Source organism: bacterium SCSIO 12844 (genome assembly GCA_024397935.1).
In the GTDB taxonomy this organism is placed as follows: Bacteria; Pseudomonadota; Gammaproteobacteria; order Francisellales; family Francisellaceae; genus M0027.
In genome coordinates this window covers 2,280,867-2,295,206 of sequence record CP073743.1, presented here as the reverse complement: position 1 = coordinate 2,295,206, position 14,340 = coordinate 2,280,867, and the positions used below count along the sequence as shown (strand labels likewise).

The following is a 14,340-nucleotide window of genomic DNA, read 5'->3' as shown; positions in this document are numbered from 1 at the left end:
GTGTTGTATTCAAAAGAAGTCATCAAGTACTATAAAAAAGTCCCTGAAGCTATGGTTTTGTGGCCAGATGATGAAACTGATGTAATTACACTAAGTTCTGGCAGTTATTCAGCAGGTGAGTATGTTATTTTTCAGTTTAAATTAAATAAAAAGCAACAAATTATTGATTGTCGTTATCAAGTATTAGGCTGTGGTTATATGATTGCTTTGGTTTCCTGGTTTGTTGAGGCAGTACATAAAAAGCATATTAATCAATTATCTAAAATTAATATTAGTACGATTAATCAAGTATTTGACTTACCCCAGACTAAACGCCATTGCGCATTAACTTTATTGTCATTAATTGAGAAAATAGAGAAATCATGTTAGTTAGTGATATTGGTTATGTGCTTTATAAAAAAAAATATCGAGAATCTTCTTTATTAATAACATTATTTACTGAAAATCATGGAAAAATTAATGCCATAGTTAAAGGTTATTACCGTAAGAATCAAAAGCAGTTTAGTTTATTTGAATCGAATTTCTTATTGGCATTACAAATGAAGGAACCAAGATCTACTGATGGCTTATATACGATTTATAAATCTGAGATTTATCAGCTTAATCGCTACCAGAAACTAACTTATATAAAGCAGATGTGTTGTTATTATATGAATGAATTAATCTATTATTTATACCCTAATTCAGTTGTGGAGGAGGGGTTATTTAAGGCTTATCAAATAACACTATCGGATATGATTAAAAACGATCAGCATGAATTAAGTTTAAGAATTTTTGAATCATCTTTATTAAATGCATTAGGTTATGGTGTTGAGTTTGAAGTAGATCAGCATGGCCATCCTATTGATGGTGGTGGTTTTTATCAATTAACACCGATGTCATTACCACAGAAAGTAGATGCCTTAAGTGAGAATATCCAACAGTTGATATTTGCAGGAGATACCTTAACGTATTGTTCTAAGTTTAATAAAGTTAAAGATTTAGAAAATATTAAAAATATACTTCAGTCAATTAAATTAATTCACAAGTTATATATAAACCATTTATTGCAAGGGCGTCAACTGGAAAGTAGGCGTTTGTTATTAGAGTATATGGAGCAATTACAAACATAAAGGTTATATAATATTTTGTAGAAACGCGATTTATCGCGTTTAAGATGTGGATTAAAATTGTTGCTGTATTTAAGAATAAATCAATGAAATGATTAGACCCTGATACTTTTTAAGCTCTTTGATTTTCATTAATTTCAGCAATCAAACGATGATAATTAATTAATCGTTGCTGATTGATTTTTCCATCGTTTACAGCTTGGGCAATTGCACATCCTGGTGTCGATAATTGATGATTGCAATTTCTAAATTTACATAAGCCAATGAAGGGGCGAAACTCAATAAAGCCGTTTAAAATATCAGCCTCAGATAAATGCCAAATACCAAATTCACGAATACCAGGAGAGTCAATTAGACTGCCTCCTTTAGGTGGGTGATATAGCTTTGCAGAAGTTGTTGTATGTTTTCCACGCTTGTTAATTTCTGATATATTGCCTGTTTTTGTTATTTCTTTACCATAAAGTGTATTTAATAAAGCAGATTTACCAACACCAGATTGACCAACAAAAATTGAAGTTTTATCTTTTAATACACTCTCTAAAGGTGTTAATTCATTTTGATTGGTCGCTGAAGTTAAAAGAACTTGGTAGTTAAGTGACTCATAACGTTTAATCAATTGCTTGATGGAATCATCAATACCTAGATCTATCTTATTGAGGATAATAATTGGCAAAAGGTTTTGAGTGTGAGTTGCAACTAAATAACGATCAATATAATGGCCTATAGGTTCTGGTTTAGTAGCGATTACGATAAAAATTTGATCAATATTTGCAGCAATGGCTTTATTTTTGCCATAAGTTTGGGGACGTTCTAATAAATTTTGACGTTTACATACTGCATGAATAAGCCCGTCAGGTGATTTTGAATTATCATAGGTGTAGAGAACATAATCACCAGTGACTATGCTGCCAAGGTTGCGTTTTTGAAAGCAACGTATTATTTCACCAGTGTAAGTTTCAACATCAACTGTTTCATTGAAATTAGAGATAACTCTGCCTTTATGTTGAGGTAAGTTATCATCCAGAAGCTGTCGTTGTATATTTTGATCAATACGACGCTTTTGTTGTTTTGTTAATTTTTTCTTAGCCACTGAATAAGTAATTAATTGTAGTTATCAAAGATAATTTTAAGTTATACTCGTTTGGCGATAAATGATCAATGATTATTTATTCATTATTATTAGACTGTTGTTGTTCTTGAGGTGGGTTATTCGATTCAGGCGGAGGAATATCATCTAATAGCTGCTCAATACGATCTAAGCCTGGTAGCCAGCGAATTTTCTTAAGTAATTGGCGATCTGAACTGCGTCCGTAGAGATAATGAACAAAGACACCTGGGTGGCTTAGTTCGGTACCAACAACTTGATTTAATGTTTTTGATGCATCAGTTAATTCTGCAAATAACTCTTTTGATTTAAACGCAGCATCTTTGGTTTTATTTTTGATATGATACCACAATGCACGATAAAAATTATTCAATTGTGGTTGCGTCATTGTTGGAAAATAAATCATACGATCATTACCATCATAGTTTGTGCTATATTGATCCATAAGTAATGATTGAGTACATAAGCGACATGCAGGTGCAAAGTTCTTTTTATGATTATCAGTGTAATTATGGTTAATATTAACAATCTCAAACTCTTCAGGTGCTAGAGAGATACCACAGTATGCACAGCTATTATGAAAGCGTTCAATAACTTCAGTGCTTATTTTTTGAAATAAAGTGCTTTTTTTACGAGCTGAAAAGCGCTGATAGTTGCCAGGTGTTGCTTCAAATTGTAAGTCTAATAAATTACTACTACTCATGTTTTATTACTCATCATCCTCTAATATTACCATATCAAGTGCGCCTTGTAATGCTGTAACGGCATTAGCAACCATTGGATAAGTAATGGCTTTTTTCAAGCGAGATTCAGCAAGCCAATGTGCATGGACTGCACCAGCTTCAGCATAAACTGCACGGCGACCAACGTTATTTAAAACATACCATAGTTCTCGATCTAATGGCTTAAGCCAAAGGAATGAAGATGTTGATACAATCCCACTTCCTCTAGCACCTAGAATTAAACCGGTAAAGACTGTATAAGTATAAGCATGTGTTGCAAGAATTTTATTAATGCTTGGCGATTGACCATATTTTTCTAACAGCGTTTGTGTTTTTTTATTGATAAGAATTTCTTTTTTGCGTGTTGGGTTTGATTGATACTGTGCTACTTCTTTCAGAAAGCTATCAGCAGCTTTTCGATCCTTATTAATATAAGCAGCAAAAGCAGCAAAGAGCATTTGTCGATGCATTGGTAATTCAAAGCTACCAATAAAGCGTTCACCTAATTGTTTAACAAGCACTAAATATGCTTTACTTTGAATAATGGTGTTTTTGCCATTTTCAGAGTGAATAAGATGGTATTTTTGGGAAAACTCAACAGGTGTCAATGCCATAGACCATTCACCTTCCAATAGAGGCACGTTATGCAAATTTTTACCTAAAACAGGTAAGACTGCTGGGAAAAAATTAGCCATTTTATTTGCAAGGTCGGTTGTAGAATAAGCGTCTTTGAATTTAGCTTGAGGATGACGAAAGTATAATAAAATAGCAAGCAAAATAGAAATAATAGCAAATGGCCAACGTAAGGCTAAGCCAACGTTTAGTGCTAAATAATATAATTGTTCAGCACTAACTGTACTTTGTAATGTCTTATCAGACCAGTTAAGTAATAACTCAAAATTAGGGTTAAAAAAGGATACAAGCTTTAACTCAAATGATTTGATGATAAAAAAGATACGTACAATCGATTCATGAAATGAATGATATAATACAGCTAGTAATATAAATAGGATAAAAACAATATATAATGGGGCTAAGCCTGAATCATTACTTTGTTGTCCTTGTGACATTATCGCTTACCTCTTTTATCTAAAAATTATCTAGGTTAATTACTTTATCGGGTGCTTGATCTTGCCAGTTTAGTAGCTGATCGTATAAAAACATACATAAAATATATAACCTATCTAAATCATCATTTAATTGTACTTTTCGCCCGTGAAATCCAGATGAATCAGGAAATTCTTGAGCTTGTGCACGCCAGCCAAAAATAAAATCACAGAGTTTATTCGCTTCATCTGTCATATAAGGCAAAATACCATTATCAGCAAAAACAATTTCAGGCTCAACTGTTTCTCCACCTCTAGTAAAGGTTAATTCCCTAGATTTTGCTAAGGTAGATAAGACATCACTGATAAATTTCATTAACCTTCTCCCTTAAATGCATTTTTTGTAGCCTGAATAACATCACTTAATTTATGATCAGGGTCTCTTAATAAATATTTAACAGTTGTTTTATCAATAATATGCTCGGCAACTTTTTGGAAAATTGCTTGAGATTGGCTAATACTTTCACCAGCACAAACAGCAAATTTATAAGCAATGTGTTTAGCAACTGTTTCACTGACTAGAACATCATCAAAATTAGATACATCAATATCATGATAACTACTATCTAATCGCTCAGATAATGGAATTTGCATAAACATAAGTGTTTTACTTAAATCAAGAGCATTCTCATCCATGATTGTTTGTGCTTTATTCTTTGCAATAGTAGATGTTTGTGGTTGTGTATTATCACTTTCACTAGCATTACTTTGAAGTAGTTGAATACATTTTTGTGCAAAGTTTTCAGAATTTTTTCCTAGCTCTTTGGCAGCATTAACGATTGACTGTAAGTTATCTGATAATTGTATCGTTTCATAAGAGATACTATCATTTGGATGAATGCCTTTATTATATAAAGTAACTAATGAACGAGCTGCTTCATCTGAAGGTGGTTCAATTTTTAAAAACTGATTTAGGCGTAGCTCTCTTGTTTTTGGCGGGTTTGCATAGAAGAAACGACCACGTATAATTTGAGATTTGAAAAATACATGCATTTCACCTTCACGTTGATCTTTCAAATCCATTAAGTCAATACGAGCACGTTTTTCAATGGTAGCTTCTTTGGTATCTCGATAGCCCATTGCATTGCCTTCATTACCCATGTTAAAGCTTTTAGCAACAGAGACAAATGCCTCTCCTGCACCTTTTTGGAAGAACTCCCACGTTTCAGTTGGATCTTCTAGCTTCATACAAATTTTAATGTTAGTGTTTGCACCAATGGATGCTGCTTCTTCTTTTGAAGCTTTTTGGAAGGCTGGTAAATCTTGTCCAGCAAAAATCACGGAGAAACCCAGTGAACGCGCCTGTGCAGGTACAACTGCAAAACCCTCAACTGCATAATAACCATACTCATCGAGTACACATAAATAAGGCGTATCTGAGTTTGTTGGTTTTGATTCAATAACATCACGGTAGTCGCCTTGAATATGGCTACCAAGACCTGTTGCAAGCATCGCTTTTAATGATGCAATAATCAAGCGACCTAAGTTAGCTAATTCATCTGGTGATTTTTCTAGTGCTGGTAATAGCACAACTAGAATACGTCGATTTAATACAACGTCATTAAAATCAACTTCAGCTAAGTTTGTGCGCATAATATGGGAGTATACATCGGCAAGTGAACCAAAAATACGGGTTAGCTGCATGGTAATATAACCATGTTGTTCAAATGTCTTATCTGATTGTTTACCTTTATTTTTACGTTGATAACCAGGAAGTGTTGCAAGATAGTTATTCATTGGATCAGTAACGGAGTGTGGTAATGGCGGTATTTTAACCGTATTGTCATATTGATCAATTGCATTACCATCTATTAAATTTTCAACAACATCTAAAACAAAATATTTTCTAATAAGACTTGCATCGAGTAATAATAAATTTTCATCACGAAGATATACTAAGACACGCATTAAAGCTTCAACAAAGGAAATAGCACGGCCTTTCCACATATCACCATCACTGCTACCACCTTGGCCAGAGCTGCCCATCATACTTGTAACAAGTTGCGCTAACATACTAGATGATCCAATAGCAAAGGGGTTTAGAGTATTTGAAATTGCTTTTTTCTGTGGCCCGATAATATCGGCGGCTCCTGTCATATAGTTAACAACTAATAAGTCATCTTCGCGTCCTAGACTTCTAGTCATTGAAAATACTTTAGCATAAAGTGAGTTATCACCTTTACCATCAACATAAATAAAGCCACTACCTTGTGATAGTGCATTATAAGATATTGAAATAAGCGCTTCTGTTTTACCTGAACCGGTTGACCCAAAGATTAAGCAGTGTGTACGCATATCTGAATTATTAAACCAAATCTGGTGATCAGTATTAAATTCGTTACCAAAGAAATATAAACCACTGGCTTCACCTGGATCGCTACTACCGGGGACAGGGTTATTTTTATCTTTAAAGCGAGTGCCTAGTGGTAACTTAAAAGGTAGACTTGGCATATCCCAATAAGCATACCAAAATAAAAGTATAATTATAATGAAAATAACATCGGCAAACATTGATACCATCGGTATTAACATCAAAAGTGCTAATGCAATAATAGCAACCGATCCCCACATGCGGTGAAGTATAAAATCACTAAAACGCTCAAGTAATGGTCTGGTATCGCGGACACTAAAATCAGGTTTAGACTCTTGGGCCTTGCTTAGGCCTCTAAATGTTTTTCTTTTTCTCATCATAAACGTGTAACTCGCTGTTTTTTGCGACCAGTAAAAAACTCACGCGATAATCTAATAAAAACGGTCAAAGGGATATGAAAACGCTCTAATATGCTAAAAAATATAACAATACAGGCACATAAAATCAATGTCCAAACACGGAAATGAAAGATTGTAAAGACGATGGGAATAAATGCGCGGGCATCAATCCAAAATAATCTTGGCTTTCTACCAGAGTCTCGCCAGTGGGCACCAATATCTTTTATCATTTTTCATATAACCTTAATATTACGTATTTATCATTTAATTAACAAAATCGCTGTAGGACTGTTTCATCAATTTTACCACTTTCGTACAATTTTTGTGATTGAGATTTAATATCTGTTTTATTTTCATCAAGCAACTGGTTAATTGTTGGGTAAATATCATCAATTGAACTTGAAAGCATTTTGCGTTTTGTTTCATTAGTAAAAACAAGATACTCTCTAACGGGTAATCGTTTACCATCTTTACCTATCACTAATGCTTGCCATATTATCACTTTAGTTGATTGTACTAAATCATAATAGCGTGAATCACGTTCAAGATGTGGAAATAATGTCACCATACGTCTAAAAGTATCTGCAACACCATTACTATGAACGGTTGTATAAACAGGGTGTCCAGTTAATGATGCCTCCATTACAGATGAAATTGTCTCATAATCTCTTGCTTCACCAACTAAAATTAAGCCTGGCTTACGGCGTAGTGCATTACGAACACCAGAAGCGAAACTTGGTAAATAACGTGGTATTTCAGTTTGACTGACAATTGCATTTTCGCCATAGACATCATCATATACATATTCAATAGGAGATTCATAAGTTAGTACTTTTAGATGACTTTCAGGTTTTTCAACAAGGCTTCGAACTAATGACGCCATTAATGTACTTTTACCAGAACCTGTTGCGCCACTAACAATAAATAAACCTTGTGGAATATCAAGTGAATCAATTAATTCTTCAGGTAGGTTCATTGACTCTAATGTTGGTGGTATATCAGGTATCGTCCTTAAAGTAATTTGTATGCCTTTATGCCCATGCACTTGACATGCAGTCATATTAACACGATAGCGTTGTTTATAATTTTTAGCACGATTACGTGTTTCATAACTTGAGTCAACATCTGTACCGCTAAATACTTTTGAGACAGCATTGGCACCATAAATATGGTTTGCAATATCACTTACTTCCTGTAATGTTAAATCTCTTTTAGTGACGCGATGTAATTTACCATGGCATTCAGCCATAATTGCATGGTTACTTTGAATGGTAATATCTGAAGCATTACTACTACAGCAGTGAATCAAAAGATCATCAAATGTAGGCGGTGTGAAATAAACCGGTTCGTTTGGAACGTGTAGTGTTTGCATTGATACAACCTTTTTAGTTATTGTTATTCTAGTGATATGTTATCAATTTGTTTGTTATTTTTTTATTTATTTTTTAGTGTTTTTATCACTTTGTTTAGTAGTCGGTGCTTGAATTTGAGGTTTTTTACTGTCATTAACAACAATTGGTGTCCACAAGTTACTATCAGTTTGAAGTTGTGGCTTGTCAGTTAATGTCCAGCTTTGATCATCAATCACCATTTGATTACCGTTACCAGTAATACCTTTAAGACTCTTTTCTACATATGGTGGATTTACCATACGTTTTGCAAGTAAATTACGGTATAGTAACATACCTTTATAATCTCGCGTAATCTCATTAACTTTAATTTTATAAATTGCTTCTGCTTGCTGAATGCCCATATACCATGCTTTTTGAATGGTTTCATCCCAGACTTTCTTTTCATTATTATTTTCTGGCATTAAAACTCTATTAGGTAATTCAGGCGTTTTGTAACTCATCCACAGATAGTCGCGCCAAGTAGGTGCTACTGAGACTAGTCTTGCTTGTTTAACAATGCGGTAGCTTTTTCCACCTAAGCGTATTTTATCACCATTAGGTCCCATGTTGACTAAGTTGTTACTTTGTACAATAACAGGAGGCATAACGTGGTTTTTAAGCATTAGGCTATTAAAGTTATACATTTGATTAAGCGTTTGAGCCATAGACTCTAGGCGTTTATCAATAACTTTAGCACTCCAGGCAAGCGCAGCTTGTGTGCCAAGCTCTAAAGCTGCTTGCTGAATTGCTTTCATACGAATATTATCATCTGCTTTTTGCTCATCTTTTTGATAATAAGCTTGATTTGGCAGATTGGTTAAATCTTGTAAGGAGTAATTATCAGCTGACAGCATTGTTCACATACCTCAAACTAATAATTTTATTTTCAGGATCAACATAAAGTTTAGCCTGACTTTTTGATTGTATATCAATATTTCTTAAAATACTTAAGGCAGATGCTTTCTCATTTTTATTGGAGCTGCCTAAGTTGACAATGACAGGAAACGGTGGTTTCTTGCCATAGACTTGTAATTTATAACCAATAAGGTCAGTAATTTGTTTTAATAAAGGTTCAATCGGACCATACCAACTAACCGATAATTCTTTACTTGCAAGTTCAGGTGCATTAACGTTTTCTAATGGCAATGCAGAAGAACCATAACGAGCCTTTTCTACTCCATTAAGCGTATTAACAGAGTCTTGAATTTGTTGCGCAGATAAATAAATGTTATTTAACACAACGGTATTTAAATGCTGCTGTTGGCCATACTCAAGGCTTTTGTCATTACTAGGATTAGAAGCGCAACCATAAAGTAGTGGAGTCATCATCCCAAGTATTATCAGTGTTTTTTTCATCGTTATTATGTCCGATATTTTAGTTTTTATTAAAATTATTCTATCGTTTCATATAGTAGAAAGCTATAACCTAATTTCAAATTAAACTTGGGTTATAGCTTCCCTGCGTATTTATAAATAGGTTATTAAAAGCAACCTATTATTATTAATTACTAGCTAGGAGTACTGCCGCCATCGATTGTAGTATCTACAGTAAACATTGATTGATCAGTACCTGCGCCTGACATTAATGTCGCCTGTACCATCTGAGTTAACGGCACTAAACTGACTAGGAAAATACCGATAGCAATTAAACCACCACCGTTTTTAACGTGATCACCTTGCGCACCTTGTGCTGTGTGAGCTTTTCTCCAGGCCATTAAACCAAGCATAATACAGAAAATACCAATTGTAAGTGCTGTACCATATGCAACTGTTGACGCTTGACTGAATGTAGTCATCATGTTGGTAGCCCAAGTTTGGAAGTTACCAGTTGAGAAACTGCCGCCAGTATCAGCTAATGCTGCAGAGCTAAGACCACCCATTAAGCCTAGACCAAATATCGACTTCATGATTAGTTGTTTTTTCATTTTGACACTCCTTTAGTGTTGTTGCTTGTTGTTGATTGAACTTATTTTAACTAAATTAATTTTAATTATTGTTAACTACCACCGCCTGTTGTCCAAATACCAAAAAAGCTTAATAGTACTTGTGCATTTAAGGCGCAGGCACCAGCACATATATAAGTAACGGTAGAAGCTATTTCTGAAGTACCGCCTTGGCCTTCGCCAAGTTTAATTAATGAAAGCATGCCACGTATTACTGCAATAGCGCCGATAACAATTAAACAGGTATAAGTTAAATACTGTAATGCTGTTTCAGTATCACCAGAGTCAATTGGTTTCATATACTGTGCAATTGGGTTACTGGCAAAGTCATAATTACTAAAAAATGTATAACTAAGCATTTCGAAAAAGCCAGTATAAGATAGAAGCGCTACACCTGAGAGCAGGTAGAAAAAAGTAGCTAATGGTGAATGATAACGAAACATCTGTTGTTGTCTGCCGTGTTTCTGTAAACGGTAAAAACCAGTGATCACCAACAAAAGACCTGCAAGTGTACCAAATGTAACAACTAGTGTATACAAACCCCAGTTAGGATTTCCAATATTACATATAGCATATTGAGCATACTGTGGAAATGATGCATCGGGTGGTAAAACACACACTTGTCCGTTATAACTCATAATTTTGCTTCGCCCCTAATTTAAACTTTTCGATTTTTCAAACTCAAAATCAAAAATTGATAAAGCAGATCGTACCGTTAACTATGATATTTTTGCAACAAATAGAAATTTAATTTTGTAATATAATGTGTTTTTTATTTTGGTTAATTAATTGATTTTAAACGTCAAATTATTGTAATATTTCATGCGATTTTTTTGCAACATATATTTGATTATATTTAACAGTTTTCTTGACGTATAGGCTATTTTCTATAATAATGGGCGCCTGTCAAGAGCTAAATAAAATACCATTATTATCAGCCGAAGACTAAGAAAAGTGATTACTATTTGCATAGGGTTTGCTATAGTAGTTTAAAAATTAAGATGTTAGATACCCAGGTGTGTGATAATGCTAGAAGTAGGTGATAATGTTCAGCTTGTGATTTTAGACGCCAGAAAAGATCGCACGGAAAATCTTAAAGAGATATTAAGCGGTAGTTATAGAAAAATTACTGTGGCTGAAAATACAGTTGACTTATTTAACAAGTCTGTTTTATCTAAAGAGTTCTCACTTTTTTTAATTAGTGCCGATTTACCAGATCAGCGAGGTGTTGATGTGTGTAAAAAGTTAAAACAGATTAAGCCTTATTATCCCGTTATTCTTTATTCAGATATACATAGTGAAGTTGTTGAGTGTTTAAGTTTTAAAGCAGGGGTAGATGATTATTTAGATGTACGTTGCTCTTCAGCAGTACTTTTAGCGAGGGTAGGTGCACGTCTAAGAGAATATATGCGCTTAGAAAGTGCTTATCAACAGTACCTATCTCAACGTCAAGTGACTTATCGCTTTTATTTGTGGAGTTTTGCATCAACTTCTGGTCAATTACGTTATGGTGATCAAAGTGTATCGTTGACAAAAAACGAAGTGCGCTTATTAACTTTATTTGTTAAGCGTGATTCAGAAGTTTTATCTCGTGAAGTGATTGGTGAAAATCTAGGGTTTAAAGATGATGCAGCTGGTTTAAGAGCTGTTGATGTGGCTGTCTCACGTCTACGCAAAAAGCTCGAATCAACAGACCAAGTTAATCACATTAAATCAGTACGTAACAAAGGTTATTTATTTGTGACACCAGTTAAGAAGATTTATTAACGTCATATATTGCGTTGTTTTGAATTTTTACGCACAGGTTTTTTTCCATCACGATGTTCATATTTTTGTAATTTAGGCTTTTTAGGTTTTTTAACTTTAGCAGATAATATGCTTATATTTGACTCTGGTAATGAATGAATGGGATTAAATCCATCAACAATCACACGTTTAAGAATTTTATTTATTAAGCGTTCAATTGCTTGTAATTGCTTATACTCGTCAGCACTAACAAGTGAAATGGCTTCTCCTGTTGCGCCAGCACGACCAGTTCGTCCAATTCGATGTACATAATCTTCTGCTACATGGGGTAAATCAAAATTAACAACTTGTGGCAGCTGGTGAATATCTAAACCGCGAGCAGCAATGTCAGTTGCAACAAGAATTTGAAGTTTGTTGTCTTTAAAGTCAGTTAATGCTTTTGTTCGTGCATTTTGACTTTTATTGCCATGAATGGCATCAGCTTTTATTTTAGCTTGATTAAGTTTTCTTGATAGTGTGTTTGCTCCATGCTTGGTTTTAGTAAAAACTAAGGCTTGTTGCCAGTTGTTTGATTTGACTAAATGAATTAGAAGGGCTGTTTTTTGTTTTTTATCAACAGGGGCAACCCAGTGCTTAACCGTTGGTGTGGCTTTATTAACTGGTGAAGTAGATATTTCCACTGGGTTTTGTACAATAGATTTGGCTAATTTGATGATGTCATTTGAAAAGGTTGCGGAAAACATTAAGTTTTGGCGTTTATTAGGTAGTAGCTTTATAATCTTTTTAATATCGTGAATAAATCCCATATCAAGCATTCTGTCAGCTTCATCTAAAACAAAATAGCGTAATTGATCAAATTTAATAGCATTTTGTTGGTAGAGATCTAATAACCTGCCTGGTGTCGCAACTAAGATATTTACACCACGGCGTAGTTTCATCATTTGAGGATTTATCTTAACACCACCAAATACAACAGTGGAGCGTAATGGTAAATTTTGACCGTAGGCTTCAATATTCTGTGCGATTTGTGCAGCAAGCTCTCGAGTTGGTGTTAGAATAAGTGCTTGAGTTTGATTTGAGCGAACATTATTACCTTGTGAAAGCTTTTGAATGATTGGTAAGGTAAATGCAGCAGTTTTTCCACTGCCTGTTTGTGCAGAGGCCATTACATCTTTGCCTTTTAAAATAGCAGGGATTGCCTCTTTCTGGATTGGGGTTGGTTGACTATAGCCTTGAGTTTTTAGTGCCTCAAGTAATGGTTGAATAAGCTTAAGTGATGCAAAGTTCATAATTTTATATATCATTCATATTTTAATTCATTAGTGTGCAGGATAGTTTGATTGATCAAAAATAGATAGTTATTTTGTTAATTAAAGGTGTTTATTGTTATAAATTTATATAATGCGTAAATGGATTATTAGGGCAGACACGTAGGTCTGCCCGTACAAATGAATGATGATTGATATTTTTTAAATGGGTTGGGGCAAATTCCATATTTGCCCAGATATAAAATGAAGAAAATATTTAATTGAGGTGTGTTTTATATGTTTGTTAATATAGATTTAATTTTGGTAACTTAGTTACCATTTTTAATTGATTTATGATATACTTATTATTAAGTGATTGAATAAATAAGGTATTGCTTTAAATATGAAGCCACCTAAAAAGGATGATAAAGTACTTTTTTCTTTGTTAGAAGAAAAAATTAATAAAAAGCAGTATCGCTTTTTGTTGCATGCAAGAAAAAGGCAAAAAGATAGAAGTATAACTGAAGTTGATGTAATAAAAATACTAAAAGGTGAACGACGATATAATCGTAGAAGAAATAAAAGTAAAGATAGCTATCAAGAAGGTAGAGAGGATTGGAAGTACTGTATTGAGGGTATAAATATGGATGATGAACATATAAGAGTTATTGTTACTTTTGAAGGGGACTTAATGCCTATAATTACAGTAATTAAATTGATTTAAGAGGTAAGTGATGGAAACAAAAACTATAAAAAACTACCTTTATGAAGGTTTAGGCTTTCCTGTCGAGTTAGAAGAAGTTAAGTTGGAAAAATTACTTGACGGATGGGCGCCTATTGTTGATGTTGAAAAAGTTGCTAAAGAAGCAGTTAAAGCATTAGCAAGTCATACAAGTAGGCTTACAGGTAATCAAATTAAATTTATTAGACATTATTTTTCAATGACTTTAAGAGATTTTGCGTCTAAAGTTGTTTCAGAATCTCATGTGGCTGTTGTTAAATGGGAAAAATGCGCGAATGAATCATCTAATATGGATATTAATATTGAGAAAATGATTCGATTATATATTTATGAAAAGATGTTTGGTCAGTCTAATTTCTATAATTATTATATAAATATTAGAGAGTGTGATTTTATTCATAATGATAATAAAGTTCTTAAAATATCTATTTCTGATGTTAATGATTATAAGAGCATAGAGTCAGCTATTGTAGCAAATTAATCAAAATAAATTAATAAGGGCGGAAATGATTATTAGGGC

17 protein-coding genes are annotated in these 14,340 nt (G+C 33.7%); 5 read left to right on the top strand and 12 right to left on the bottom strand.

What is annotated here, in order from left to right:
• Both KFE69_10265 and recO read left to right on the top strand, forming a co-directional pair.
• Positions 1-369, top strand: coding sequence for an iron-sulfur cluster assembly scaffold protein (locus KFE69_10265; protein ID UTW41883.1), 369 nt, complete (start codon positions 1-3; stop codon positions 367-369).
• Positions 363-1,112 carry a DNA repair protein RecO gene (gene recO / locus KFE69_10260; protein ID UTW41882.1) on the top strand — a complete coding sequence of 250 codons (750 nt, stop codon included), beginning with the start codon at positions 363-365 and terminating at the stop codon, positions 1,110-1,112. Before KFE69_10265 ends, recO begins: the two co-directional genes overlap by 7 nt.
• 109 nt (positions 1,113-1,221) lie before the next feature.
• Here recO and rsgA read toward each other — a convergent pair whose 3' ends face one another.
• From rsgA to KFE69_10205, 11 genes are all read right to left on the bottom strand, one after another.
• Positions 1,222-2,199, bottom strand: coding sequence for a small ribosomal subunit biogenesis GTPase RsgA (rsgA, locus tag KFE69_10255; protein UTW41881.1), 978 nt, complete (start codon positions 2,197-2,199; stop codon positions 1,222-1,224).
• Positions 2,200-2,275: 76 nt separating this feature from the next.
• Positions 2,276-2,917: a type IVB secretion system protein IcmJDotN gene (icmJ, locus tag KFE69_10250; protein UTW41880.1), complete on the bottom strand. Its 642-nt coding sequence runs from the start codon at positions 2,915-2,917 to the stop codon at positions 2,276-2,278.
• A gap of 6 nt (positions 2,918-2,923) precedes the next feature.
• Entirely contained in the window at positions 2,924-4,006 is a 1,083-nt protein-coding gene (icmP, locus tag KFE69_10245; GenBank protein ID UTW41879.1) for a type IVB secretion system coupling complex protein DotM/IcmP, read from the bottom strand.
• 19 nt (positions 4,007-4,025) lie between these two features.
• Positions 4,026-4,358, bottom strand: a complete 333-nt coding sequence (locus KFE69_10240; GenBank protein ID UTW41878.1) for a hypothetical protein — start codon at positions 4,356-4,358, stop codon at positions 4,026-4,028.
• A complete protein-coding gene (locus tag KFE69_10235) occupies positions 4,358-6,730 on the bottom strand; it encodes a TraM recognition domain-containing protein (GenBank protein ID UTW44052.1) in 2,373 nt (790 codons plus the stop codon). Before KFE69_10235 ends, KFE69_10240 begins: the two co-directional genes overlap by 1 nt.
• Complete coding sequence (icmT, locus tag KFE69_10230) at positions 6,730-6,981, bottom strand: IcmT/TraK family protein (GenBank protein UTW41877.1); 252 nt, start codon at positions 6,979-6,981, stop codon at positions 6,730-6,732. Before icmT ends, KFE69_10235 begins: the two co-directional genes overlap by 1 nt.
• A gap of 38 nt (positions 6,982-7,019) precedes the next feature.
• On the bottom strand, positions 7,020-8,123 hold the full coding sequence (gene tadA / locus KFE69_10225; protein ID UTW41876.1) for a Flp pilus assembly complex ATPase component TadA: 1,104 nt from the start codon (positions 8,121-8,123) through the stop codon (positions 7,020-7,022).
• A 66-nt stretch (positions 8,124-8,189) separates the two neighbouring features.
• On the bottom strand, positions 8,190-8,996 hold the full coding sequence (locus KFE69_10220; GenBank protein UTW41875.1) for a type IV secretory system conjugative DNA transfer family protein: 807 nt from the start codon (positions 8,994-8,996) through the stop codon (positions 8,190-8,192).
• Positions 8,983-9,498, bottom strand: a complete 516-nt coding sequence (locus KFE69_10215; protein UTW41874.1) for a DotD/TraH family lipoprotein — start codon at positions 9,496-9,498, stop codon at positions 8,983-8,985. The genes KFE69_10220 and KFE69_10215 overlap by 14 nt, the downstream gene beginning before the upstream one ends.
• Before the next feature lie 152 nt (positions 9,499-9,650).
• Positions 9,651-10,067, bottom strand: coding sequence for a hypothetical protein (locus KFE69_10210; protein ID UTW41873.1), 417 nt, complete (start codon positions 10,065-10,067; stop codon positions 9,651-9,653).
• Between the two features lie 71 nt (positions 10,068-10,138).
• Positions 10,139-10,723: a hypothetical protein gene (locus KFE69_10205; GenBank protein ID UTW41872.1), complete on the bottom strand. Its 585-nt coding sequence runs from the start codon at positions 10,721-10,723 to the stop codon at positions 10,139-10,141.
• Between the two features lie 388 nt (positions 10,724-11,111).
• Between KFE69_10205 and KFE69_10200 the strand changes: the two genes are divergently transcribed.
• Positions 11,112-11,852, top strand: coding sequence for a response regulator transcription factor (locus KFE69_10200; protein UTW41871.1), 741 nt, complete (start codon positions 11,112-11,114; stop codon positions 11,850-11,852).
• A gap of 2 nt (positions 11,853-11,854) precedes the next feature.
• Here the strand turns inward: KFE69_10200 and KFE69_10195 are convergent, their stop codons facing one another.
• Positions 11,855-13,120, bottom strand: coding sequence for a DEAD/DEAH box helicase (locus KFE69_10195; protein UTW41870.1), 1,266 nt, complete (start codon positions 13,118-13,120; stop codon positions 11,855-11,857).
• 361 nt (positions 13,121-13,481) lie between these two features.
• Here KFE69_10195 and KFE69_10190 point away from each other — a divergent pair, with 361 nt between their 5' ends.
• Both KFE69_10190 and KFE69_10185 read left to right on the top strand, forming a co-directional pair.
• Positions 13,482-13,802 carry a DUF4258 domain-containing protein gene (locus KFE69_10190; protein ID UTW41869.1) on the top strand — a complete coding sequence of 107 codons (321 nt, stop codon included), beginning with the start codon at positions 13,482-13,484 and terminating at the stop codon, positions 13,800-13,802.
• A 10-nt stretch (positions 13,803-13,812) separates the two neighbouring features.
• Complete coding sequence (locus KFE69_10185) at positions 13,813-14,301, top strand: hypothetical protein (GenBank protein ID UTW41868.1); 489 nt, start codon at positions 13,813-13,815, stop codon at positions 14,299-14,301.
• Positions 14,302-14,340: the final 39 nt, after the last annotated feature.

What these genes read in the sequence shown, in the direction of transcription:
- icmT (UTW41877.1), bottom strand. Translation starts at nt 6,981, where the DNA reads ATGATAAAAGATATTGGTGCCCACTGGCGAGACTCTGGTAGAAAGCCA.
- KFE69_10200 (UTW41871.1), top strand. Translation starts at nt 11,112, where the DNA reads ATGCTAGAAGTAGGTGATAATGTTCAGCTTGTGATTTTAGACGCCAGA.
- KFE69_10220 (UTW41875.1), bottom strand. Translation starts at nt 8,996, where the DNA reads ATGCTGTCAGCTGATAATTACTCCTTACAAGATTTAACCAATCTGCCA.
- KFE69_10210 (UTW41873.1), bottom strand. Translation starts at nt 10,067, where the DNA reads ATGAAAAAACAACTAATCATGAAGTCGATATTTGGTCTAGGCTTAATG.
- tadA (UTW41876.1), bottom strand. Translation starts at nt 8,123, where the DNA reads ATGCAAACACTACACGTTCCAAACGAACCGGTTTATTTCACACCGCCT.
- KFE69_10205 (UTW41872.1), bottom strand. Translation starts at nt 10,723, where the DNA reads ATGAGTTATAACGGACAAGTGTGTGTTTTACCACCCGATGCATCATTT.
- icmP (UTW41879.1), bottom strand. Translation starts at nt 4,006, where the DNA reads ATGTCACAAGGACAACAAAGTAATGATTCAGGCTTAGCCCCATTATAT.
- KFE69_10240 (UTW41878.1), bottom strand. Translation starts at nt 4,358, where the DNA reads ATGAAATTTATCAGTGATGTCTTATCTACCTTAGCAAAATCTAGGGAA.
- recO (UTW41882.1), top strand. Translation starts at nt 363, where the DNA reads ATGTTAGTTAGTGATATTGGTTATGTGCTTTATAAAAAAAAATATCGA.
- icmJ (UTW41880.1), bottom strand. Translation starts at nt 2,917, where the DNA reads ATGAGTAGTAGTAATTTATTAGACTTACAATTTGAAGCAACACCTGGC.
- KFE69_10195 (UTW41870.1), bottom strand. Translation starts at nt 13,120, where the DNA reads ATGAACTTTGCATCACTTAAGCTTATTCAACCATTACTTGAGGCACTA.
- KFE69_10235 (UTW44052.1), bottom strand. Translation starts at nt 6,730, where the DNA reads ATGAGAAAAAGAAAAACATTTAGAGGCCTAAGCAAGGCCCAAGAGTCT.
- KFE69_10215 (UTW41874.1), bottom strand. Translation starts at nt 9,498, where the DNA reads ATGAAAAAAACACTGATAATACTTGGGATGATGACTCCACTACTTTAT.
- KFE69_10185 (UTW41868.1), top strand. Translation starts at nt 13,813, where the DNA reads ATGGAAACAAAAACTATAAAAAACTACCTTTATGAAGGTTTAGGCTTT.
- KFE69_10190 (UTW41869.1), top strand. Translation starts at nt 13,482, where the DNA reads ATGAAGCCACCTAAAAAGGATGATAAAGTACTTTTTTCTTTGTTAGAA.